The organism is Anaerolineae bacterium, assembly GCA_011176535.1.
Classification (GTDB): domain Bacteria; phylum Chloroflexota; class Anaerolineae; order Anaerolineales; family DRMV01; genus DUEP01.
The window spans coordinates 13,196-34,653 of the sequence record DUEP01000117.1 but is presented as its reverse complement, the minus strand read 5'-3'; the positions used below and the strand labels follow the sequence as shown (position 1 = coordinate 34,653).

Annotated in this window: 25 protein-coding genes and 1 tRNA gene; 13 read left to right on the top strand and 13 right to left on the bottom strand. The window is 62.8% G+C overall.

The features are described from left to right. The 3 genes from G4O04_10230 to G4O04_10220 all read right to left on the bottom strand — a co-directional run. On the bottom strand, nt 1-421 hold a 421-nt coding region (locus tag G4O04_10230; GenBank protein ID HEY58887.1), incomplete at its 3' end, for a hypothetical protein. A 106-nt stretch (nt 422-527) separates the two neighbouring features. Continuing rightward, a tRNA-Pro gene (locus G4O04_10225) sits at nt 528-602 on the bottom strand. A gap of 56 nt (nt 603-658) precedes the next feature. After that, nucleotides 659-1,942: a GAF domain-containing protein gene (locus G4O04_10220; protein ID HEY58886.1), complete on the bottom strand. Its 1,284-nt coding sequence runs from the start codon at nt 1,940-1,942 to the stop codon at nt 659-661. A gap of 92 nt (nt 1,943-2,034) precedes the next feature. Between G4O04_10220 and G4O04_10215 the strand changes: the two genes are divergently transcribed. The 13 genes from G4O04_10215 to G4O04_10155 all read left to right on the top strand — a co-directional run bounded on the left by G4O04_10215 (nt 2,035) and on the right by G4O04_10155 (nt 14,248). Continuing rightward, entirely contained in the window at nt 2,035-3,126 is a 1,092-nt protein-coding gene (locus G4O04_10215; protein ID HEY58885.1) for an inositol-3-phosphate synthase, read from the top strand. A gap of 62 nt (nt 3,127-3,188) precedes the next feature. Next, complete coding sequence (locus G4O04_10210) at nt 3,189-4,193, top strand: zinc-dependent alcohol dehydrogenase family protein (protein ID HEY58884.1); 1,005 nt, start codon at nt 3,189-3,191, stop codon at nt 4,191-4,193. A 187-nt stretch (nt 4,194-4,380) separates the two neighbouring features. Continuing rightward, the gene (locus G4O04_10205) at nt 4,381-5,136 is read left to right on the top strand and encodes a YebC/PmpR family DNA-binding transcriptional regulator (protein ID HEY58883.1); all 756 of its coding nucleotides are present in this window, start codon (nt 4,381-4,383) and stop codon (nt 5,134-5,136) included. A gap of 6 nt (nt 5,137-5,142) precedes the next feature. Continuing rightward, nucleotides 5,143-5,643, top strand: coding sequence for a crossover junction endodeoxyribonuclease RuvC (gene ruvC / locus G4O04_10200; GenBank protein HEY58882.1), 501 nt, complete (start codon nt 5,143-5,145; stop codon nt 5,641-5,643). 20 nt (nt 5,644-5,663) lie between these two features. Then, nucleotides 5,664-6,218 carry a Holliday junction branch migration protein RuvA gene (ruvA, locus tag G4O04_10195; protein ID HEY58881.1) on the top strand — a complete coding sequence of 185 codons (555 nt, stop codon included), beginning with the start codon at nt 5,664-5,666 and terminating at the stop codon, nt 6,216-6,218. Between the two features lie 21 nt (nt 6,219-6,239). Then, complete coding sequence (locus tag G4O04_10190; protein HEY58880.1) at nt 6,240-6,578, top strand: hypothetical protein; 339 nt, start codon at nt 6,240-6,242, stop codon at nt 6,576-6,578. A 77-nt stretch (nt 6,579-6,655) separates the two neighbouring features. After that, entirely contained in the window at nt 6,656-7,507 is an 852-nt protein-coding gene (locus tag G4O04_10185) for a pyrroline-5-carboxylate reductase (GenBank protein ID HEY58879.1), read from the top strand. A gap of 84 nt (nt 7,508-7,591) precedes the next feature. Next, a complete protein-coding gene (locus G4O04_10180; GenBank protein ID HEY58878.1) occupies nt 7,592-8,662 on the top strand; it encodes a M42 family metallopeptidase in 1,071 nt (356 codons plus the stop codon). Nucleotides 8,663-8,686: 24 nt separating this feature from the next. Further along, a complete protein-coding gene (locus G4O04_10175; GenBank protein HEY58877.1) occupies nt 8,687-10,354 on the top strand; it encodes a F0F1 ATP synthase subunit alpha in 1,668 nt (555 codons plus the stop codon). Nucleotides 10,355-10,368: 14 nt separating this feature from the next. Further along, complete coding sequence (gene atpG / locus G4O04_10170) at nt 10,369-11,316, top strand: ATP synthase F1 subunit gamma (protein HEY58876.1); 948 nt, start codon at nt 10,369-10,371, stop codon at nt 11,314-11,316. A 39-nt stretch (nt 11,317-11,355) separates the two neighbouring features. Further along, nucleotides 11,356-12,765: a F0F1 ATP synthase subunit beta gene (gene atpD / locus G4O04_10165; protein ID HEY58875.1), complete on the top strand. Its 1,410-nt coding sequence runs from the start codon at nt 11,356-11,358 to the stop codon at nt 12,763-12,765. A gap of 11 nt (nt 12,766-12,776) precedes the next feature. Continuing rightward, nucleotides 12,777-13,229, top strand: coding sequence for an ATP synthase F1 subunit epsilon (gene atpC / locus G4O04_10160; protein HEY58874.1), 453 nt, complete (start codon nt 12,777-12,779; stop codon nt 13,227-13,229). Nucleotides 13,230-13,240: 11 nt separating this feature from the next. Next, a complete protein-coding gene (locus G4O04_10155; protein HEY58873.1) occupies nt 13,241-14,248 on the top strand; it encodes a rod shape-determining protein in 1,008 nt (335 codons plus the stop codon). Nucleotides 14,249-14,318: 70 nt separating this feature from the next. Here G4O04_10155 and G4O04_10150 read toward each other — a convergent pair whose 3' ends face one another. The 10 genes from G4O04_10150 to rpmH form a co-directional block, all read right to left on the bottom strand. Continuing rightward, complete coding sequence (locus G4O04_10150; GenBank protein ID HEY58872.1) at nt 14,319-14,942, bottom strand: redox-sensing transcriptional repressor Rex; 624 nt, start codon at nt 14,940-14,942, stop codon at nt 14,319-14,321. Nucleotides 14,943-15,071: 129 nt separating this feature from the next. Next, complete coding sequence (locus G4O04_10145) at nt 15,072-15,944, bottom strand: ParB/RepB/Spo0J family partition protein (protein HEY58871.1); 873 nt, start codon at nt 15,942-15,944, stop codon at nt 15,072-15,074. A 27-nt stretch (nt 15,945-15,971) separates the two neighbouring features. Further along, nucleotides 15,972-16,808, bottom strand: coding sequence for a ParA family protein (locus G4O04_10140; protein HEY58870.1), 837 nt, complete (start codon nt 16,806-16,808; stop codon nt 15,972-15,974). Between the two features lie 12 nt (nt 16,809-16,820). Then, nucleotides 16,821-17,660 (bottom strand): ribokinase, encoded by an 840-nt coding sequence (locus G4O04_10135; protein ID HEY58869.1) that lies wholly within the window; start codon nt 17,658-17,660, stop codon nt 16,821-16,823. An 88-nt stretch (nt 17,661-17,748) separates the two neighbouring features. Further along, nucleotides 17,749-18,522: a protein jag gene (locus G4O04_10130; protein ID HEY58868.1), complete on the bottom strand. Its 774-nt coding sequence runs from the start codon at nt 18,520-18,522 to the stop codon at nt 17,749-17,751. 70 nt (nt 18,523-18,592) lie between these two features. Beyond that, nucleotides 18,593-19,363: a YidC/Oxa1 family membrane protein insertase gene (locus G4O04_10125; protein ID HEY58867.1), complete on the bottom strand. Its 771-nt coding sequence runs from the start codon at nt 19,361-19,363 to the stop codon at nt 18,593-18,595. 45 nt (nt 19,364-19,408) lie between these two features. After that, nucleotides 19,409-20,485, bottom strand: coding sequence for a PQQ-binding-like beta-propeller repeat protein (locus G4O04_10120; protein HEY58866.1), 1,077 nt, complete (start codon nt 20,483-20,485; stop codon nt 19,409-19,411). 37 nt (nt 20,486-20,522) lie between these two features. After that, nucleotides 20,523-20,846 (bottom strand): membrane protein insertion efficiency factor YidD, encoded by a 324-nt coding sequence (gene yidD / locus G4O04_10115; protein ID HEY58865.1) that lies wholly within the window; start codon nt 20,844-20,846, stop codon nt 20,523-20,525. Further along, nucleotides 20,843-21,217, bottom strand: a complete 375-nt coding sequence (rnpA, locus tag G4O04_10110; GenBank protein HEY58864.1) for a ribonuclease P protein component — start codon at nt 21,215-21,217, stop codon at nt 20,843-20,845. Before rnpA ends, yidD begins: the two co-directional genes overlap by 4 nt. A gap of 32 nt (nt 21,218-21,249) precedes the next feature. After that, nucleotides 21,250-21,429, bottom strand: coding sequence for a 50S ribosomal protein L34 (gene rpmH / locus G4O04_10105; protein HEY58863.1), 180 nt, complete (start codon nt 21,427-21,429; stop codon nt 21,250-21,252). Between the last annotated feature and the right edge of the window lie 29 nt (nt 21,430-21,458).

The following is a 21,458-nucleotide window of genomic DNA, read 5'->3' as shown; positions in this document are numbered from 1 at the left end:
TTGCGCAGTAAGCCACATCTGCCTCATTTAGTTCCATTCGGTATCCTGTTTTCAGCGTTTTGATGTATCCCCTTTGTTTCCAGGCAATAATTGTGCGCCGGTTGATACCATACCGTTGTTCCGCCTCGGAAACGGTAATCTTCACCCCCTCCAAATGCGCGAAGTCCTCCCGCCGGATTTGGCGCAGGCGGGCGTTGATGTCGTCTTCGTTGCCGTTTTGGGGAAGTGGGGCAATCTCCACAAGTTCTCCGTTCTCGGTCACCGCGACCCTCAGCGTGCCGTCGAACATACCTGCCAGAATTCTACCTTCCTTAGCACGCTTTAGCAAATTGTCCTTTGTGTAACCGGTCTCAAGGGCCGCTTCATCCAAAGTGAGGAATCGGAAAGGGGATGCGGTTTGAGTAATAGGGAGCGTAGCCATGGAAGGCTCCTCGAGGAGATAAACACGAACGCCCGCGGCCTTCGCCGGGGGCGCGTTGCAGGCGTTGCGGGGCGAAGCCCGCGAAGATGATTTTGGATAATTGCAGTCGGGGCGGGCGGATTTGAACCGCCGACCTCACGGACCCGAACCGTGCGCTCTAACCGGGCTGAGCCACGCCCCGACGGCGCGCTGATTATAACAAAGCCTCCCCCCTTTGGCAAGACGCAGCGGGGTGTTCTATGCCGTGGGATCGGGCGGGAGCAACACCTGGCCCGCATTGACCTGGCGTTGAGTCACGGGCAATACGATGGAAAACACGCTCCCTTTGCCCTCCTCGCTCTCGGCCCAGATTTGGCCACCATGAGCCTCGATCATCGTTTTGGCGATGGAAAGCCCCAGTCCCATCCCTCCATGGCGGCGGGTGAGATGGCTCTCCACCTGGTAGAACCGTTCGAAAATATGGGGAAGGTCTTTGGCAGGGATCCCGATGCCGGTGTCCTCCACGGTGATTTTCACAAAGCCGGGGATGGAATGCAGGTGAATCCATACCTTCCCTTCGGGACGGTTGAACTGAATGGCGTTTTTGACCACCTGACGCAGGGCCAGGGCGATTTTCTTGCGGTCGCCCTCGATCAAGGGGATGGTGTCTGGGGCCTTGAATTCCAGGGTAACGCCGTGGGTATCGGCCAGGGCGCTCAGTTCCTGGACGAGTTCCCGCAGGGTGAGCACCACATTGAACGGCCGGCGTTGCACCACGGAGGAGCGTCGCTGGAAGTTTTCCAGGTGGGAAAGGTCCTCCACCAGTTCCTTGAGGCGTAAGGCGTTGCGGATGATCATCTCAATGTAACGCTGGGCGTCGCCGTCCAGGATTTCCCGCAGATGAGTGGCAAAGCCCAGGATCAGGCTCAAGGGTGTGCGCAGTTCATGAGAGGTGATGGCGATGAAGTCGGACTTCATCTTATCCAGACGCTGGAGTTCCTCGTAAGCCGTCTGCGCTTTTTGCAGCATCTGGGCATTGTGGATGGCAATGGCGGCCTGGGCGGCGAGAATTTCCAGCGTTTCGATGTCTTGCTGGTTGAAGTAACCGTGGCGTTTGTTGATCGCCTCCAACACGCCTGTCACCCGGTCCTGCAGGCGTAAGGGCACGGCGACCAGAGAGACGGTCTGGTGTTGCAGGTTGCGGTCGATCCCCGGAAAGTAGCGCGGGTCCTGCGGGGCATCATGGGTGATGAGCGGCTCATTGTGGGTGAAGACCCAGCCCGCCAGGCTGTTGTCCAGAGGAACGGGGATGTTTTGTGCTCGCGAAAGCAAAGATGGCGGCCCGGCGGCAAAATATAGTTGTTGGCTCTCTTCGTCATAGAGTAAAATAGAGCAGCTCTCCGCATCCACCAGTTCCGCGCCAACCTCCAGGATGTGGTGGAGCAGGTCTTTCAAATCCAGAATGGCGCTCATGGAGCGGTTGACTTCCAGCAAGCGCTCCAGACGCCGTAAATGTTCCTGTAAGCGTGCTTCTTCGGTCATGGGCAAAAACCCCTTGGCCTCGGTCGGAGTGGTATGGTAAAAGTATAGCACATCGCCGATCAGCGATGATCTTTTGTGAGGAGGACGAAGTCATGGGAGACAAAAAGGTGCGGGTGGCCATCATTGGCGTAGGCAACTGCGCCTCGGCCCTGGTTCAGGGCGTGCATTTCTACCGCAACGCCCGCGAAGATGAAGTTGTGCCCGGTTTGATGCATGTCAACCTGGGTGGCTACCACATTTCGGATATCGAATTTACCGCCGCTTTCGATGTGGTGGACACCAAGGTGGGCAAGGATCTCTCCGAGGCCGTCTTCGCTTATCCCAACAACACCTACAAATTTGCCGAGGTGCCCCACATGGGGGTCAAGGTGTACCGGGGGATGACGCACGACGGTCTGGGGAAATACCTGCAAAGCGTAGTACGCAAGGCGCCTGGCCCCACCGATGACATCGTGAAAATCCTGCGGGATACCGGGACCGATGTGGTGATCAACTTCCTGCCCGTGGGGTCTGAGATGGCTACCAAGTGGTATGTGGAACAGATTCTGGACGCGGGTGCGGCCTTTGTCAACGGGATCCCGGTGTTCATCGCCAGTTCCGAATACTGGGCCAAACGCTTCAAGGAAGCCGGGCTCCCGGTGATCGGCGATGACATCAAGTCCCAGGTGGGGGCGACCATCCTCCACCGGGCTTTGACCACCCTCTTTGTGGATCGTGGTGTGCGTCTGGATCGTACCTACCAGCTCAACTTCGGCGGCAACACTGACTTTCTCAACATGTTGGAGCGGGAGCGTCTGGAGTCCAAGAAGATCTCCAAGACGGGGGCGGTGACCAGTACCCTTCCTTACGAGACCCCCAAAGACAACATCCATGTGGGCCCCAGCGACTATGTGCCCTGGCTGACGGACCGCAAGTGGGCGTACATCCGGCTGGAAGGCACCACCTTTGGCGAGGTGCCGCTGAATGTGGAGGTCAAACTGGAGGTGTGGGATTCGCCCAACTCGGCCGGGGTGATGATCGACGCCATTCGCTGCGCCAAGATCGCCAAGGACCGCGGGTTGGCCGGGCCGATCATCGGGCCTTCGGCGTATTTCATGAAGACGCCGCCCAAGCAGTTCCGCGACGATGTGGCCCGGGAGATGACCGAGGCGTTCATCCGCGGGGAGGAGTACCCCACGGCGTAAGCACCCTCACGGCCCCTCCAGGGGCCGTTTGGTTTCACCTTGGTTGGTGAAGGAGGCTTGCCATGCGTGCTTATCGACTGTATGCCCATGCGCCGATAGAAAGCCATCCGCTGCGCCTGGAAGAGGTGTCCAGGCCGGAGCCCGGACCCGGTCAGGTGCGGCTGCGCATTCTGGCTTGCGGTGTGTGCCACACCGATTTGCACACCGTGGAGGGCGACATTCATCCGCCCCACTTGCCCATCACCATCGGCCATCAGGTGGTGGGGGTGGTGGATGCCCTGGGCGAGGGCGTAACCCAGGTGCAGCTGGGCGACCGGGTCGGGGTGCCCTGGTTCTACGACGCCTGCGGGGAATGCGAGTATTGTCAACGCGGCCAGGAGAACCTGTGCCCCAACGCCCGCTTCACCGGGTTTCATGTGGACGGGGGCTATGCCGAGTACATGCTGGCCGAGGCGAGGTACGTGCTGCCCCTGCCCGACTCGATGGACGACCTGCACGCGGCTCCGTTGCTTTGCGCAGGCATCATCGGTTACCGCACCATCCGCCAGGCCGAAGTGCAGCCCGGAGAACGAGTGGGGTTGTTCGGCTTTGGGGCCAGCGCCCACATCGCCATTCAGGTGCTGCGCCACTGGGGTTGTGAGGTCTATGTGTTCACTCGTTCGGCCAACCATCAGCGCCATGCCGAGGAACTGGGGGCCGCGTGGGTGGGGCAGCCGCACGAGCAGGCACCTCAGCCTCTGGATCGCGCCCTCATTTTCGCCCCGGCGGGGGTGGTGGTGCATTACGCCTTACATAACTTGCGTCGTAGCGGTACTGTCGCCATCAACGCCATCCACATGAGCCCGATTCCCGAGATGCCCTATGACTTGATCTATTGGGAGAAGACGGTGCGCAGCGTGGCCAACGCCACCTATCAGGATGGGGTGGATTTCTTGCGTTTGGCCGCCGAGATTCCGGTGCGCACCACGGTGCAGGCGTACCCCTTTGAGGCGGCCAACGAGGCGCTGGAGGATTTGAAGCACAGCCGTGTGACGGGTGAGGCGGTGTTGCGTATCGGTGAGGCGTAGTCCTCCTGGTTTGGAGGCAGGCCCCCGAGCATTTCTGGGAGAAGGTAAGGGCTATGGGGAAGGATGGAACCGGGAGCCCGGCGGGCGCTCCCCGGGTCCGGAAGCGCCAGCACCGACCCATGGTATAATTTCCCCAGCCAGGCATCATGGGTAGGGGGCCGGTGTTTTTCAATGGAGAGGAGTTGCTATGTCCGGACATTCGAAATGGTCAACCATCAAGCGCAAGAAAGCGGCCGAGGATGCGAAGCGCGGTAAACTGTTCACCCGTCTGGCCCGTGAAATTACCATCGCGGCCCGTGAAGGCGGGGGGGATCCCGAGGTCAATGTGCGTTTGCGGCTGGCCATCGAGCGGGCCAAAGCGGCCAACATGCCCAAAGACAACATCGAGCGGGCCATCAAGCGCGGCACGGGTGAGGACAAGAGCGGCGGCGCCCTAGAAGAAATCTTTTACGAAGGGTATGCGCCCCACGGCGTGGCCCTGATGATTCACTGCGTCACCGACAACCGCAACCGCACCGTGTCCGATGTGCGCCATGTGCTCAATCGCTACGGCGGCAGCCTTGGCGAGAGCGGCTCGGTGGCTTGGCAGTTCAAGCGCATGGCCTACTTCGCTCTGCCTGCTAAAGACAACGACCCGGATAAGATTTTTGAGTTGGCCGTGGAAGGCGGTGCCGACGACGTGAAGTTCGACGATGAAGTCATTGAGATTTTCGCCGAGCCGGAGAACTTCAGGAGCATCAGCGAGCAGTTGGCCCAGGCAGGCATCCAGCCCGACGAGGCGGGGTTGAAGATGATCCCCACCCAGGAAATGACCCTGGACCCCGATGCCACCGTGCAGGTGCTCAAGGTCATTGAGGCGCTGGAAGAACTGGACGATGTTCAGGAAGTGTACAGCAACCTGAACATCACCGAGGAAGCCCTGGCCAAAATGGAGGCCGCTTAGGACGTCATGCGCATCCTGGGCCTGGATCCTGGAACGGCCATCACTGGCTATGGGGTCATTGACCTTGCGCCGGGCGGGGAGGTGTGCGTGGTGAGTTACGGGGTGGTGCGCACTCCGGCCCGGCAGCCGTTGCCGGAGCGTTTGCGGCAACTTTACACCGCGTTGCAAGACCTTCTCTCCCTCCATCGCCCCGCACAGGCGGCGGTGGAGAAATTGTTTTTTCAGCGCAATGTGACCACGGCCATGGCCGTGGGACAGGCGCGGGGTGTGGTGTTGCTGGCGTTGGCCATGGGCGAGATCCCGGTGGCCGAATATGCCCCCAACGAGGTCAAAGAAGCGGTGACGGGTTACGGCAGCGCCGACAAACAACAGGTGCAGCGCATGGTGCAGGCGCTGTTGCGCTTGGCCGAGCGCCCGCGCCCCGATGATGCGGCCGACGCCCTGGCCGTGGCGCTGTGCCACGCCCAACATGCCCGCTTCGCTGCGCTGAGCCGCGGAGAGCCATGATCGGGTTTCTCGAAGGACGGGTGAGCGCCAAGCAAGGCGACCGCTTGCTGGTCATGGTTGGGCCGGTGGGGGTGTGGGTCTCCGTGCCGCGCCCCTTGTGGGAGCAGACCGCGGTGGGGGAGGCGTGGGCTGGCCCGACGCACCTGGTGGTGCGAGAAGACGCCCTCACCCTCTACGGCTTTGCCACGGCCGAGGAGCGCGACCTCTTCGTGACCCTGCTGGGCGTGAACGGCGTTGGCCCCCGCCTGGCGTTGGGCATCCTTTCGGCCCTTACCCCGGCAGCCATTCGGCGGGCGGTGTTTCAGGAGCAGCCCGAAGTGTTCCACCGCGTCCCTGGCGTGGGGCGCAAGACCGCCCAGAAGATTTTGCTTCATTTACAAGATGCGTTGCAACCGGAGGAGGCCCTGGGCGAGGTGGCGGCCCTGGCCGAGGTGGATGCGTCCGTGCTTGATGCCCTGGTGGCCCTGGGGTACAGTGTAGTCGAGGCCCAGGCGGCGCTGCAAAGCCTGCCCAAAGAAGCCCCTCCGGATGTGGAAGAGCGCTTGCGGCTGGCGCTGCGATACTTCAGCCGCTAATCTTTTTCAAAGGAGTGCACCGTGAGCAAGCAAACCATGCAACCCTCCCTTGAGATGGAACAGGAAACCCCCGTGGTGGAGACCTGGCACAATCCGACCAAAGTGGTGCGCCTGGCTTTCTGGTCCCGGGTGGCCGCGCGCGTCTTTCTAGTGTTGATCGTCGTCACCGTGCTTCTCGTGGGCTGGGATGTCTTCTCCCGCGTGCAGAGGGCCAGCGTGATGGATATGGTGCGCACCCTGGTGGGCCAGTATGTGGGCTTTGCCTCTTTGTTCATGGCCGTGGTGGTCTTCGAGGCTTTGGCCTACATTTTGGAAATCCTGCTGGACATCGAGGAAAACACTCGCGGGCCGCGCGAATAGTCCTTGGGGCCTGGGCTGGACCTCGGGGGACCTTCCGCGCCCCATACGGGGTGCCTATCCCATTTTGGAGTACCGCGATGAGGCCGCTCACCCAACACATTGTTTTCATCGGGCCCGGCGTGATGGCCGAGGCGATGATTGCCGGCTTGCTGCAGCAGGGCGTCGCCCCGGCCGAGGCTTTGTGGGCCGCTGGCCCAAGAGAAGAACGGCTGCACGAACTGGCGCAGCGTTACGGCATTCACACCACCTCCGACAACGCTGAGGCGGCTCGTGAGGCCGATGTGCTGGTGCTTTCGGTGAAGCCTCAACGGCTGCGACAGGCCCTCTCGCAGATCGGCCAGGCCCTGCCTGAAGGGGCGCTGGTGCTTTCCATCGTGGCGGGTGCGCCCATGGGGTTGATTGTCGAACGCCTAGGGCGTCCGGCTGTGGTGCGGGCCATGCCTAACACTCCGGCCCAAATTGGTCAGGGCATCACCGTCTGGACGGCCACTGAGGCAGTGACCCCCGAACAGCATCAGGTGGCCGAGCGCATCCTTGGCGCGCTGGGCGAGACCGTGTATCTGGAAGACGAGGATTATCTGGATATGGCCACGGCGCTTTCGGGCACCGGCCCGGCGTATGTCTTCCTTTTTATGGAAGCCCTGGTCGATGCCGGGGTGCATTTGGGGTTCCCCCGGCGGGTGGCCGAGCAACTGGTGGCGCAGACGGTGTTGGGGTCGGCGGCCTTTTACCGCCAGAAGCAGAGTCAGGTGCATCTGGCCCACCTGCGCAACCAGGTCACCTCACCGGGCGGAACCTCGGCGGCAGCCCTGTACTACCTGGAAAAAGCCGGCTTCCGCACGGCCATTTCACGGGCGGTGTGGGCGGCCTATGAGCGAGCCCGGGAGTTGGGCCAGGACGCCAGCCCCCATTCGCCCCGGGAGAGGTAACGAGATTGTGAACTCCTGGACAAGTTCTAGGCTTTCGGGTATCATTTGGACACTTGGAATAGGTCAATTTAAAGGGATGATTTTATGGATGCTACGGCAAAATTGTTACAGGAACTGACCGAGGCTCATGGCGTTCCCGGCTATGAGGCCCCGGTGCGGGCCGTGATACGAAAGTACCTGGAGCCGTTGGGGGAACTCACCCAGGACAAAATGGGCAGCGTGATCTGCCGCAGGGTGGGCCGCGCCGAGCGCCCAAGGGTGATGCTGGCCGCCCACATGGATGAAATCGGTTTCCTGGTCAAACACATCACCAAAGAGGGCTTCATCAAGTTCCTGCCTTTGGGTGGCTGGTTTGACCAGGTGCTGTTGGGCCAGCGGGTGATCCTCAAAACGCGCAAGGGGGATGTGGTGGGCGTCATCGGGGCAAAGCCGCCTCACCTTTTGCCCCCCGACGAGCGGAGCAAGGTGGTCACCAAAGACAAAATGTACATTGACATTGGGGCGACTTCCAAGGAAGAAGTGGAAGCCGCCGGGGTACGCCCTGGCGATCCGGTGATCCCCAGGGCGGATTTTGTTTCTCTGGCCAACGGCAAAAGTTACCTGGCCAAGGCGTTTGACGACCGGGTTGGGGTGGCCGTGTTGATTGAGGCGTTGCGGGCGTTGCAGGAGCAGGAGCATCCCAACACGGTTTACGGCGCGGTCACGGTGCAGGAGGAGGTAGGGGTGCGCGGGGCCTCCACCAGTGTGTGGGTGGTGGAGCCCGATGTAGCCATTATTCTGGAATCGGATATCGCGGGGGATGTGCCCGGAATCACCCCGGAGCAGTCCAGCGTGAAGTTGGGCCAGGGGCCGACGGTGGTGATTTACGATCGGGCCATGATCCCCAACCTTGCGTTGCGGGACTTCGTCCTTGACACGGCGGAGGCCGAAGGCATCCCGGTGCAACTTTCCTACATCGAAGGCGGGGCGACCGATGGGTCGGTGATCCATCGGTTCAAGACGGGCGTGCCCACGGTGGTGCTGGGCGTGGCGGCCCGTCACATCCATTCTCACAGTTCCATTATTCATCGCGACGATTTTGACCATGCCGTGCAGTTGTTGGTCGCCGTGCTCAAGCGGCTGGACGCCCCGACGGTGGCTTCGTTGACGGCATAATCCCCCCAGGGAGATGGAGGCGAAATGGCTGATGTAGTCAAGAAACTCACCGAGGATCTGCAAAAGCAGATCGAGGAATTCGAGCCCAGCCTGGAAGTGCGTAATGTCGGCACGGTGATTGAGGCTGGTGATGGCATTGCGCGGGCGACCGGGCTGGCCGATGTGCGCTCCCAGGAGTTGGTGCGCTTTGAAAACGGAGTGATGGGCATTGCCTTCAACCTGGAGAAGGACAATGTGGGCATCATCATCATGGGCGATTACGCGGAAATCAGCGAGGGGATGCAGGTGTTCACCACCGGTCGCATCGCCTCGGTGCCCGTGGGGGATGCCCTGATCGGGCGGGTGGTCAACGCCCTGGGCGAGCCCATCGACGGCAAAGGCCCCATCAAGGCCGACCGCTATCGCCCCATCGAGCGCATCGCCCCCGGGGTGGTGGAGCGCAAGGATGTGGATACGCCTTTGCAGACGGGCATCAAGGCCATCGATTCCATGATCCCCATTGGCCGTGGACAGCGCGAATTGATCATCGGCGACCGCCAGACGGGGAAGACGGCCATTGCTATTGACACCATTATCAACCAGAAGGGCCAGGATGTCATCTGCATTTATGTGGCCATTGGGCAGAAGAAGGCCCAGGTGGCCCGCACGGTGGCCACGCTGGAGAAATACGGCGCCATGGACTACACCGTGGTGGTGGCGGCCGCGGCCGACGAGCCGGCGGCTTTGCAGTACATCGCGCCCTACGCCGGGTGCGCCATCGGTGAGGAGTTCATGGAGCAGGGCAAGGACGCCCTCATCGTGTACGACGACCTCTCCAAGCACGCCTGGGCCTATCGCGAGGTCTCCTTGCTCATGCGCCGTCCGCCGGGCCGCGAAGCCTATCCGGGCGATGTGTTCTACCTGCACTCCCGCCTGTTGGAGCGCGCGGCGCGTCTGGCCGATAAATTCGTCATCGTGCCCAAGGCCTTCAGCAGCGAAGACGGTATGGCCGACCCCGAAGACGGGGTGGACGGCAAGATGTACGATGGCCCGCTGGCCAAGCACGACGCCGAGCAGGCGTTGGAGGCCTTGGAGAACGCCGACCAGTACAAGATCATCAAGGTGCGCGGGAGTGGCGGCTCGCTGACGGCCCTGCCCATCATCGAAACCTTGCTCGGCGATGTGTCCGCCTACATCCCCACCAATGTGATTTCCATTACCGACGGCCAGATTTACCTGGAAAGCAACCTGTTCTACGCCGGTATCCGCCCGGCCATCAATGTGGGTATCTCGGTATCGCGCGTGGGTGGCGATGCGCAGACCAAGGCGATGAAGCAGGTGGCGGGCCGCCTGCGCCTGGACATGGCGGCCTTCCGCGAGTTGGCGGCCTTTGCTCAATTCGGTTCGGACCTGGATAAGGCTACCCAGGCCCAGTTGAACCGCGGTTTGCACATGCAGGAGATCCTCAAGCAGCCGCAATACTCCCCCATGTCCATGGAGCATCAGGTCATCGTGATCTTTGCCGGCACGCGAGGCTACGCCGATGATGTGCCCCTGGACCGGATGGCCGAATGGGAGCAGGCCTTGCTGCGTCACATGGATACCGTGCATTCCGACCTGGTCAAGGCCATTGCCACCGAAAAGAAGATTTCGCCCGAGTTGGAGGCCAAACTGGAAGAGGCCATTCAGGGCTTCATGACAACCTGGCACTAAAGGCGAGATAAACTATGGCGACGGCACGCGAAGTCAAACAGCGAATTAAGAGCGTCAAGAACATCTCGCACATCACCCGCGCCATGCAGGCGGTGAGCGCCAGCAAGGTGCAGCGGGCGACCCAGGCTTTGGAGGCCACGCGCCCTTATGCGACCAAAGCCTGGGAGGTGTTGACCCATCTGGCTACCCAGCCGGGGCGGGCCAATATGCACCCTCTGCTGGCCACCCGCGACCAGGTGAGCCAGGTGATGGTGGTGCTCATCACCGCCGATCGTGGCCTGGCCGGCCCCTACAACACGAACATCATCCGCCACACTTTGCGGCGGTTTGGCAATTATGCGGTACCGGTGCAATTTGTGACGCTGGGGCGCAAGGGGCGGGACATTCTCTACCGCCGGGGGCTGAACATCGTGGCCGATTTCAGCCCTGTGCCCGATCCTCCCACCTTTACCGACATTTCGCCCGTGGGGCGGCTGGTGGTGGATGCTTTCCTCACCGAGCAGGTGGATGAGGTTTATGTGGTGTACACCGATTTCATCAACATGTTGCGCCAGGAGCCCCGCATCAAGAAACTGCTCCCCTTGAGCCTGGAGAGCGAAGAGCGGGTGATGGATTACGCTTTGCCTGGGGCCACGGCCACTTACATCTACGAGCCCGGGGAGCAGGAGTTGCTGGACGAGATCGTGCCGCGATTCACGCAACTCCAGATTTTCCAGGCGATGTTGGAGTCGCGGGCCAGCGAGCACGCGGCGCGCATGGTGGCCATGAAGAACGCCACGGACAACGCCACCGAGTTGGCCCATGCCCTGCAACTGGAGTACAACAAGGCCCGACAGCAAAGCATCACCAGTGAGATGCTGGACATTGCCGGTGGTGCCGAGGCGCTGGCTCAGGCTTTGGCGAAGGCCAAGGCGCAGGCAGTCAAGGCCGAAGAAGCCACCAAAGCGCAGGCCGCGGCATAGGCAGGTAAATCCCCTTTGGAATTTGACTTGGAGGCAGGTATGACCAACGCGAACGGCCGAGTGGTGCAGATTCTGGGCGGCGTGGTGGATGTGGAGTTCCCCGCCGGCCAATTACCCGATATTTTTGAGGCGGTGGAGGTGTTGCGCGACGACGCCGAACGGCCTCTGGTGCTTGAGGTGCAGAAGCACCTGGGCGACAACTGGGTGCGCTGTGTGGCCATGGGCCCCACCGATGGCCTGAAGCGCGGGATGCCCGTGCGGGCGACGGGCGCGCCCATCTCAGTGCCCGTGGGCCCGGAGGTGTTGGGCCGCGTGTTCAATGTGTTGGGCGAAACCATCGACGGCAGCCCGCCGGTGCAGGTCAAGCAGAAATACCCCATCCATCGGCCCGCCCCGCCCTTTGAGGAGCAGTCCACCACGGTGGAGGTGTTTGAGACGGGGTTGAAGGTCATCGACCTCATCGCGCCCTTCACCAAAGGCGGCAAGACGGGTATTTTCGGCGGCGCCGGCGTGGGTAAGACCGTGCTCATCATGGAACTCATCCGCACCATCGCCACGGTGCACAAAGGGAATTCGGTGTTCACCGGTGTGGGCGAGCGCACCCGCGAGGGCACGCAACTCTACCGCGAGATGCTGGAATCGGGCGTGATGAAGGACACGGTCATGGTGTACGGCCAGATGAACGAGCCGCCCGGCGTGCGCCTGCGTGTGGCCCTGACCGGTCTGACCATGGCCGAGTACTTCCGCGACCAGGGCAAAGATGTGTTGCTCTTCATCGATAACATTTTCCGGTTCTCCATGGCAGGTTCGGAAGTGTCGGCTTTGTTGGGCCGTATGCCCTCGGCCGTAGGGTATCAGCCCACCCTGGCCACCGAGATGGGCGAACTCCAGGAGCGCATCACTTCCACCAAACATGGCTCCATTACCTCCATGCAGGCGGTGTATGTGCCGGCCGACGACTATTCGGACCCCGCGCCGGTGGCGACCTTCGCGCACCTGGATGCGACCATCGCTCTGGAACGTTCCATCGCCGAAAAGGGCATCTATCCCGCGGTGGACCCGCTGGCTTCTACCAGCCGTATCCTCGACCCGGCCATTGTGGGTGAAGATCACTACTATGTGGCCCGCGAGGTGCAGCGGGTGCTCCAGCGCTACAAGGACCTGCAGGACATTATCGCCATTCTGGGCGTGGAAGAACTAAGTGAAGAGGACAAGGTCATCGTGGCCCGCGCCCGCAAGATCGAGCGCTTCTTCTCTCAGCCCATGTTCGTGGCTGAACAGTTCACCGGCATTCCGGGCCGGTATGTGCCGCTCAAAGAGACCGTACGGGGTTTCAAGGAGATCTTGGAAGGCAAGCACGACGATTTGCCCGAACAAGCCTTCTATATGGTGGGCACTATTGATGAGGTGGTAGAGAAGGCTCAGCAGATGATGAAAGAGGCCGTGTAGGAGGCGCTTAGATGCCCGTTCATTGCGAGATTGTGGCCCAAGATCGCTCAGTGTGGTCGGGGGAGGCCGACATGGTGGTCATCCCCGGCACCAGCGGCGATTTGGGGATTCTACCCAACCACGCGCCCCTGTTGACCACTTTGCGTTATGGTTTTCTCCGGGTTCGCCGCGGTAAGCAGGAGGAGATCTTTACCGTGGCAGGCGGGGTGGCCGAGGTACGTCCGGATCGGGTGACCGTGCTGGCCGATGTGGCCGAGCATGTGGATGAAATCGATGAGCAGCGCGCCGAAGCGGCCCGCCGGCGAGCAGAGGAGTTGTTGAAGAAAGGGCCACCCCCTGACCCAGAAACCTACCTGCGCATCCAAGCCGCGCTGCGCCGGGCCAGCCTGCGCCTTGAGGCGGTGCGCCGCTATCGCCGCGTGCGCCGCCCCGGGCCCAGCATGGAATCGGGCGGCGAGGACTGACGGGGTAGCCTATGCCGTTGTTTTCGCATAATCTGGGCGTGGACCTGGGCACCGAACGGGTGCGCGTGGCCGAAAATGGTCAGACGCTCCTCGATGAGCCCACCTTAGTGGTGGTGGCTGTAGAGGAGCGGAAAATCGTCGCGGTCGGCGAAGAGGCCGAGCAGATGTACGGTCGCGTGCCCGAAACCCTGGAGGTCATACGCCCGCTCCAGCATGGCGTGGTGGCTTATTACGAAGTCACGGAGCGGTTGCTGGCTCATCTATTCCGCAAGGCGGGGAGTTCGTGGCTCTTCCGCCCGCGGGTGATGATGACCGTGCCGTATGGAGCCACCAGCGTGGAGCATCGCGCGGTTCAGGAGGCAGCGCTGCAGGCCGGCAGCCGTGAAGTGTACCTCATCCCCACGCCGTTGGCGGCGGCCATCGGGGCCGACCTGCCCATTGGCACGCCCAGTGGCAACATGCTGGTGACCTTAGGCGCCGGCGCCACCCAGGCCGCGGTCATCTCCATGCACGGCATCGTGGCGGCCGAAACCTTGCGTCTGGGCGGCCTGGACCTGGATGAGGCCATCATCCAGTATGTGCGCCGCAAGTACGGCCTGATCATCGGGCAGCCGACGGCCGAACGGGTGAAACTGGAAATCGGGGCGGCGGTGCCTTTGGACGAGGAGTTGGCCCTCGAACTCCAGGGGCAGCATCAGGTCACCGGGTTGCCCCAGACCTTCACCCTGACCACCTCCGAGGTGGTGGAGGCCCTGCAAGACCCCCTGGGCGACATCCTGGAAATGGTGCGCGGCGTCATCGAGAAGACCCCGCCAGAGTTGGTCTCGGAGATCATCGACCGCGGCATTGCCCTGGCGGGCGGGACGGCCCTGCTGCGCGGGCTGGATCGACTGATGACCAAGGAATTGGGCGTGCCGGCCTATCTGGTGGACGACCCTCTGAATTGCGCGGCCATTGGCGCGGCCCGGGCGTTGGACATCCTGCCCGTGGTGCGCCGTAGCCTGGTGGGCGCGGTCTAACCCCCTTGTTCCGGCGGAAAAGCGAGGCGGACGCCATCGTTTGGCGTCCGCTTTGGTTTTCGGGGGAGGTTCATCCACCCAGGAAGAAGGTCATCCGTTGCAGGTGAATGACCGGGTCGATGTATTCCACCTCGATTTCCGCCGGCAGGTTGAGGTGTACGGGGGCGTAGTTGAGGATGCCCCGCACGCCGGCCTCGACCAGGCGCTCGGCGATCTCCTGGGCTACGGAGGCCGGGGTGGTGATCATCCCGATCCGGATGCCGGCCTGGCGGATTTCTTCTTCCAGGTATTGCACATCATGGATGATCAAATCGCCCACCAGTTTGCCGATTTTGGCGGGGTTGTTGTCAAAGGCCAGCACGATGCGGAACCCGCGGGGGTGAAAACCCTGGTAGTGGATCAGGGCGTGGCCCAAATCGCCCACGCCAACAAGAGCCACATCCCAGGTGCGGTTGACATGAAGGATGGCCTCCAGTTCTTTGATCAGGCTGGCCACGGGGTAACCGGCCCCCTGCTTGCCGAATTCCCCCAAGGTGGACAGGTCCTTGCGAATTTGCGCCGCAGTGTACCCCAGGCGCTGGCCTAACTCCTGGGAGGAGATATAGGTGTAGCCCTCTTCGGCGGCGTAGTAAAGTTCGCGGAGGTAGATCGGCAGACGCTTGACGACGACGCGAGGGACGGGTTTGTGTTCCATGCGCTCTCCCTTGGTTTTGTGGAATCCTTCACAGATCTGTTGTATCACAAACCGGTGGGGTTTGCAATCGGGAACAGCCTGCGGGTGGTGCGCTTTTGGGGGCGAAAGGGAAGACGGCGGCCCTTGGGTTTATTCGGGCAGCAAATGGGCCAGGATGGCTTCCAGTTCTTCAGCCGAATAGTAGTGGATGACGATGGTCCCCTGTGCCGCATTGCCGCGCACGCGCACTTTGGTCCCCAGGTGGCTTTGGAGGCGGTTTTCCAGGTCACGCAGTTCGGCGGGCTGGGCGGCGGCCCGCTTCGGTCGGCCACGGGAGGGCGCCCCCTGCCCCGTCTGGCGGCGCACCAGGTCCTCGGTCTGCCGCACCGTCAGGCCCCGGCTGAGCACTTCCTGCAAGGCAGCCACCTGAGCCTCGGCCGAGGGCAGGCCCAGCAGGGCCCGCGCATGGCCCTCGCTGATGTGGCCACGCTGCAAGGCCCGTTTCACCTCGGCGGGAAGTTTGAGCAGCCGCAAAGCGTTGCTCACGGCCACGCGACTTTTGCCCACCTGTTGGGCAATGGCTTCGTGGGAGAGCCCGAACTCTTCGTGCAGTTGGCGGTAGGCTTCGGCGGTTTCCAGGGGGTCCAGGTCGTCGCGCTGCAGGTTTTCGATCAGCGCCAGTTCCAGACGCTGTTGGTCGGTGGCCTCACGCACGATGACCGGCACCCGCTGCAACCCGGCCCGTTGGGCAGCCCGCCAGCGCCGTTCCCCAGCGATGAGCAGGTATTGCCCCGGGCTTTCCCCCTGGGTGACGATGAGGGGCTGGAGCACGCCATGTTCGCGGATGGACTGGGCCAGTTCCTCTAATTTCTCCTCATCGAGATGGGAGCGGGGCTGGCGCGGATTGGGGCGAATGGCATGAATGGGCACATACTGCACTCCGCCGCCGGAAGCGGAGGCGTCGCCACCGGGGATGAGCGCGTCCAGTCCTTTGCCGAGGCCGGGTCGTCGCTTGGGCGTCATGGTCAACTTTTCCTTGGCAGGTTGAATCTACTGGGCGTCGGGGGTGAAGGTGGCGGGAGAGAGGTCCGCCTGGGTGGGTTCCACCTCGGGCACGGTGAGGCCGTCTCCTTGAAGGATTTCCCTGGCCAGCGCCGCGTAGGCTTTGGCGCCGCGCGAATTGGGGGCGTAAGCGTGGATGGGCAGACCGTAGGAGGGGGCTTCGGCCAGACGCACACTCCGGGGAATGATGGTCTGGAACACCCGCCCGCCGAAGAACTGCCGCACCTCGCGCACCACATCGTTGGCCAGATTGGTGCGCGGGTCGTACATGGTGAGCACCACGCCACGGATGCCCAGGTCGGGGAACAGGGCCCGCCGCACCCGCTCCAGGGTCTGCGAGAGCAACCCTAATCCCTCTAAGGCCAGGTATTCCGTCTGCACGGGGATGATCACGCCGTCCTGAGCCGCCACCAGGCCGTTCAGGGTGAGCAGGCCCAGGGAAGGCGGGCAGTCGATGAGGATGTAATCGTAGCGTTCTAGGATGGGGGCGATGCCCTGCCGCAGGCGGCTTTCCCGGGCCAGTTCGCTGACCAGTTCCACCTCGGCGCCTGCCAGGGAGGGTGCTGAAGGCAACAGAGAAAGTTTGAGCCTGGGATTGTGCAGGATGAGCGAAGCAGCCGGCGAGGCGCCCAACAGGACCTCATAGGTGCCGCCGCGCACCTGGTGTTTGTCCACCCCCAGGCAGGAAGTGGCGTTTGCCTGCGGGTCCAAATCGATGAGCAGCACCCGCTGGCCGTAGTAGGCCAGATACGCGCCCAGGTTGATGGCGGTGGTGGTTTTGCCCACCCCGCCTTTCTGGTTGACCAGAGTGTACACACGGGCCATGTTGCCTCCGGGTTAATGCCGCAGGAGGGTGAAGATGCGCTCCATGGAGGGGACGCCGTCCAGGCCCACCCGCGTGACCGAGTCGGCGGCGAGCAGCGTGGCGAAACGGGCGGCTTCCAATGGGTCGCGGGTTTGGTACAGCCGCACGAAGAAGGCCGCGGCGAAGATGTCGCCTGCGCCGGTGGCATCGCGTTCAGGCACCTGGGGGGCGTCGAAGTGGTGCACTTCCCCTTGCCAGTAGAGGTCGGCCCCCTGGGCGCCCCGGGTAATGACCAGCACCCGGCAGGCCGAGGCCAGTTCGGGGATGCGCTCCTCGTGGCCTCCCAGGTCCTCGATGCTCAGCACGGCGGCATGCGCCTGGCGGAGCACCACGGACCCTTCGGGCCATTCGCCGGGGTGCACCTGGCCCTGGGCGTCCCACTGGCGGAGCCAACCCTGGGGGGTGATGCCGAGCAGGCTGGCGTGCAGCCCGGGGAGCACGTTCGGCTCGACTTCCTGCGCCACTGGCCCGATGTGGGCGATGGGGGCCCGACGCCAGGGCTCCGGGGTGTGGTAGAGGGCCAGGGACGGGGCCAGGGCGTGCAGGGTTTGCTGGCGCCCTTGAGGGGTTTCCCGGTTTTCGAAGGTGGTGGTCACCTCGGAGGGTGGCCCGGCGAGGGGGATGCCAGCCAGCGGCGAGGCGTCCAGATCGCCCGCCCAGGCGGTGACGATCCCCACCCGCAGGCCCAAAGCGCGGGCCGTCAGCGCCGCGTAGGCCGCCGTACCACCCAGGCGGGGGCCTGAAAGGGTCAGATCCTTAGTGAGGTGGCCCACCACCAGGTAATCCACGGGGTTGTAACGCAATGTGGTCATGTCCAAATTATACCCGAAACCCTGACGGGAAAGGAAAACGCGGAGAGCCCGCAGGCCCTCCGCGTCGAAGGCAGAGGTCGCGACGCCATCAGGCTTTTTTGACGGGGATGATGGTGACCTTGCGGCGGGGCTCCTCACCGATGCTCTTGGTAGTCACCCGTGGGTCATCGCGCAGGGCGATGTGGACGATGCGGCGTTCGTTGGCGGGCATGGGTTCCATGACCACGCGACGCCCGGTGCGCACGGCCTGGTCGGCCATGCGCCGTGCCATGCGCTGCAGTTGCTTCTCGCGGCGCTTGCGGTAGCCTTCCACATCGACGATGATGGGTACATTGCGCCCCAATTCTTTTCCCACGATAAGGTGCGTGATGAACTGCAGGGCATTGAGACGCTCGGCGCGGCGTCCGATGAGGATGCTCAGGTCGCGCCCACGGATGTCCACCATGACCGGGGCAGGGCCGTTGCCTTCGGCTTCGCCGTATCGGGTGGAGACCCGTGCCCGCACCTGAAGTTTGTCCAGCAACTCGCGCACTGTGGCTTCCACAACTTGCAGAGTCTCGTCGGTCACGGTGGGCTGAGAGGCGGCAGGTTTTTCGCGGGCCGGCGGGGCGGAGGGTTGGGCGGCCTCGCGGCGGGGATGAGAGGGCGCCGGGGCCGCGGCTTCTTCCTGGGGCTTCTTGACCGTGAGGCGCACTCGGGCCTGGCGGCGGCCCAGCAAACCAAAGAGACCGCGCCCGCCTCGATCCAGAATTTCCACCTCCACTTCGTCCAGCATCAGGCCCAACTGCTCCAGCCCGCGCTGCACGGCTTCGTCCACGGTCGGAGCGATGACTTCAATACTGATTTGCGATTGTTCGTTCATGGCAGGCCTCACTTTCCGTGATGGGCGGGGATAGACCGACGCGCGGTGATCCCACCGCGCGTCGAGGGGTTCAACGTGATGCTTTTGCTTTTCCGCCGAACAGGCTTTGCCAGTCCAGTTTGCCCATCAGGGCGTATTGGGCGATGGTGACCAGGTTGCTGGTGAAGAAGTACAGGCCCAACCCGGCGGCGTAGGCCATGGTGAAGTAGAAGAGTAGCAGGGGCATGTATATGGTCATCATCTGGCCCATCATCTCTCCCTGGCCGCCGCCTGTGCTGGTGGTGGGCATCATCTTGGACTGCAGGTAGGTGGTGATGCCCACTAGAATGGCCAGTACCGGGATGCCGAAGTTCAATCCGGGGATGAAGAGACGCTCGGGCTGCCCCAGGTCCATCCACAGGAAGTGGCTGTTCAGCGGGATGAGGGAGGCGATGTCGAACATGGGGTAGATGTGCCGGGTCAGGTCCAGCATCTGAGTGGGGGTGCTGGCCAGAGCCTTGATGATGGCCTGGTAAAGGCCAAAGATGATGGGAATCTGAATGATGGAGGGCAGACAGGAAGCAAAGGGGTTGACGCCCAGTTCCTGGTAAAGCCGCATCTGCTCCTGGGCCAGTTTCTCCCGGTTGTTTTTGTACTTTTCCTGGATTTTCTTCCAGCGCGGGTCCTGTTGCAGTTTCTGCATGGCCTCGGCGCTTTGTATTTGCTGGCGGCTGAGGGGGTAGATGATCAGGCGAATAAGGATGGTGAAGAGAATGATGGCCAACCCAAAGTTCCCGCCCAGCAAGTTGTAGATGGCCAGCAGAACATTGAGCATGGGGTCAACAACAAATTGGTTCCACATGGTGTCTTATCCGTATCCAGCAGAGGATGTGCAGCCAGGCTGCGATTACTTGGCGGGTTGGATGGCCCAGCGGGGTTGCCCGTCGGCGGCGTTGAGCGCCTGGAGCAGGTCGCTCCCGTCGGTGGGGGCGATGAGGACGATGCCGCCGGGGGTGAGCACCGGGCCGGTCTGCAAAGTGGCCCCGGCGTTGTAGGTCCAACGCACGGTGCCGTCTTCGGCACTGACGGCGTAGAGGGTGCCTTGTTCGGTGGTGAAGTACACGGTGCCCTGGTCGACGGCCGCGGTGTCTACGATAGGGCCGTCGGGTTGGATGGACCAGAGCAGGGAGCCGTCGCGGGCATCCAGGGCGTAGAAAGCACCCTCCACATCGCCGAAGAACAGGCGTCCCTGAGCGTAGGCGGGCGTGCTCCAGACCCAGCCCCTGGTGGAGGCTTCCCACAAGGGTTGGCCGTCCTCGGCCCGCACGGCGACCACTTTGTCGGCAAAGGTGCCCAGGTAGAGCACGCCCTTGGCCAGAGCAGGAGCGCTCACCATGGCACCTCCCAGGTCGGTCTGCCAGAGGACCTGGCCGTCGTCGGGGTTCAGCGCGTACAGCCGGTGATCCATGGCCGGCAGATAGAGCCGCTGACCATCGGTGGCCGGGGTGGCCCAGAGGGCGCGGTCGCTGTGGAAGGTCCAGCGGCGTTGGCCGTCCAGGCTCAGGGCGTAGAGCACGCCGTCGGCGTTGGGGGCGTAGATGGCCGCCTCGGTGGCCAGCGGGGCGCCGATGTAGTAACTCTTGGCCTCCTTGAAGTCCCAGAGGAGTTGGCCGCTGGCCGGGTCCAGGCTGTAGAGTTTGTGGTCGTACGAGCCGACCAGGAGTTGCTTGCCGTCTGGGGTGAGCACGGGGGCGGCGTAGAAGGTCTGGTCGCGGCTGGCTTCCTCGGGGAATTGCCAGAGCACCTGGCCTTTTTCGATATCCACGGCGTAGACGCCGTTGTTGTAACTCAGGTAAGCCGTGGTGTCCTGCACACTCAGCCCTGGCCAGCCCGAACTGTGCGCGTAGGCGCCGGAGCAGGCGCTCAGCGCGAAGGCCAGGAGCACCAGGAAGAAGATCGTGCGACGAAAGCGTTTGATCATCATGTTTCCAATCCAACAAGCAAAGATGCCCCGACGGGGGTCAGGGGACCGGGTCGTAGCCGCCGGGGTTGAAGGGGTTGCAGCGCAGCACACGCCAGAGCGCCAGCCATCCTCCTTTAAGCACGCCGTATTTGTAGATGGCTTCGTACCCGTAGTGGGAGCAGGTGGGGTAAAAGCGGCAGGTGTTGACCGGCAGCGCCCGGGAAAAGGTGTTTTGGTAAAGCCGGATGAGCAACAAAAGCACCCAGCGCGGCCAGTAGCGCGGCGTGCGCGGTAGGTCTTTCAGTGGGGATTGAGGCGGATTTGGGGGACGGAGCGCGAAATCCAGCGGAGGATGGTCGTGCGGATGCTGATGAGAGGTCATGAGAGATTTTCTCGACGCGGGGAAGGCGCAGCAGGTGGGGGAAGCAGCCCGGCGCGGCGCAGCAAAAGATACACAGCCTGCCGCAGGTCGGCAAAGGGGGCCTGGTTGAGCGGATGACGGGCGATGAGCAGCAAATCCCACCCTGGGGGGAGGAGGGGGAGGAGAGGCCGTATGACCTCCCGCAGGCGCCGCTTGGCTCGGTTGCGGGCCACGGCTTTGCCTATGGTTCGTCCGGCGGCCACTCCCACCCGCACCCTACCCTCCGTGTTGGGGGCGACGACTAAGACAACCAGCGGGTGGGCAAAGGAACGTCCCTCGCGCCGCACCCGCTGGAAATCAGAGGCTCGCTTGAGACGAAAGCGACGGTTCACCCAAACTCCAAAGGCGCCTTCCCGCGGGGGGCTTAGTGGGATTTCCAGTTGATGCGTTTCACATGGTTGTTCATGCGCACTGTCAGGCGATGGCGGCCCTTCAGGCGGCGGCGCTTGAGCACTTTCCGCCCGCCACGCGTAGCCATGCGGGCGCGGAAGCCATGCCGGCGTAACCGGCGGCGGATCTTGGGTTGGTAAGTGCGTTTTGGCATCGTTCTCCCTCGTCGCGTAGGATGAAGGG

Bases quoted from the DNA above. Each gene is read 5' to 3' on its own strand.
- rpmH (HEY58863.1), bottom strand. From the start codon at position 21,429: ATGCCAAAACGCACTTACCAACCCAAGATCCGCCGCCGGTTACGCCGG.
- G4O04_10130 (HEY58868.1), bottom strand. From the start codon at position 18,522: ATGAACGAACAATCGCAAATCAGTATTGAAGTCATCGCTCCGACCGTG.
- G4O04_10155 (HEY58873.1), top strand. From the start codon at position 13,241: ATGCCGTTGTTTTCGCATAATCTGGGCGTGGACCTGGGCACCGAACGG.
- G4O04_10150 (HEY58872.1), bottom strand. From the start codon at position 14,942: ATGGAACACAAACCCGTCCCTCGCGTCGTCGTCAAGCGTCTGCCGATC.
- G4O04_10135 (HEY58869.1), bottom strand. From the start codon at position 17,660: ATGACCACATTGCGTTACAACCCCGTGGATTACCTGGTGGTGGGCCAC.
- G4O04_10180 (HEY58878.1), top strand. From the start codon at position 7,592: ATGGATGCTACGGCAAAATTGTTACAGGAACTGACCGAGGCTCATGGC.
- atpC (HEY58874.1), top strand. From the start codon at position 12,777: ATGCCCGTTCATTGCGAGATTGTGGCCCAAGATCGCTCAGTGTGGTCG.
- G4O04_10140 (HEY58870.1), bottom strand. From the start codon at position 16,808: ATGGCCCGTGTGTACACTCTGGTCAACCAGAAAGGCGGGGTGGGCAAA.
- G4O04_10215 (HEY58885.1), top strand. From the start codon at position 2,035: ATGGGAGACAAAAAGGTGCGGGTGGCCATCATTGGCGTAGGCAACTGC.
- G4O04_10205 (HEY58883.1), top strand. From the start codon at position 4,381: ATGTCCGGACATTCGAAATGGTCAACCATCAAGCGCAAGAAAGCGGCC.
- G4O04_10185 (HEY58879.1), top strand. From the start codon at position 6,656: ATGAGGCCGCTCACCCAACACATTGTTTTCATCGGGCCCGGCGTGATG.
- G4O04_10145 (HEY58871.1), bottom strand. From the start codon at position 15,944: ATGACGCCCAAGCGACGACCCGGCCTCGGCAAAGGACTGGACGCGCTC.
- ruvC (HEY58882.1), top strand. From the start codon at position 5,143: ATGCGCATCCTGGGCCTGGATCCTGGAACGGCCATCACTGGCTATGGG.
- atpD (HEY58875.1), top strand. From the start codon at position 11,356: ATGACCAACGCGAACGGCCGAGTGGTGCAGATTCTGGGCGGCGTGGTG.
- G4O04_10120 (HEY58866.1), bottom strand. From the start codon at position 20,485: ATGATGATCAAACGCTTTCGTCGCACGATCTTCTTCCTGGTGCTCCTG.
- G4O04_10210 (HEY58884.1), top strand. From the start codon at position 3,189: ATGCGTGCTTATCGACTGTATGCCCATGCGCCGATAGAAAGCCATCCG.
- yidD (HEY58865.1), bottom strand. From the start codon at position 20,846: ATGACCTCTCATCAGCATCCGCACGACCATCCTCCGCTGGATTTCGCG.
- atpG (HEY58876.1), top strand. From the start codon at position 10,369: ATGGCGACGGCACGCGAAGTCAAACAGCGAATTAAGAGCGTCAAGAAC.
- G4O04_10125 (HEY58867.1), bottom strand. From the start codon at position 19,363: ATGTGGAACCAATTTGTTGTTGACCCCATGCTCAATGTTCTGCTGGCC.
- G4O04_10175 (HEY58877.1), top strand. From the start codon at position 8,687: ATGGCTGATGTAGTCAAGAAACTCACCGAGGATCTGCAAAAGCAGATC.
- G4O04_10220 (HEY58886.1), bottom strand. From the start codon at position 1,942: ATGACCGAAGAAGCACGCTTACAGGAACATTTACGGCGTCTGGAGCGC.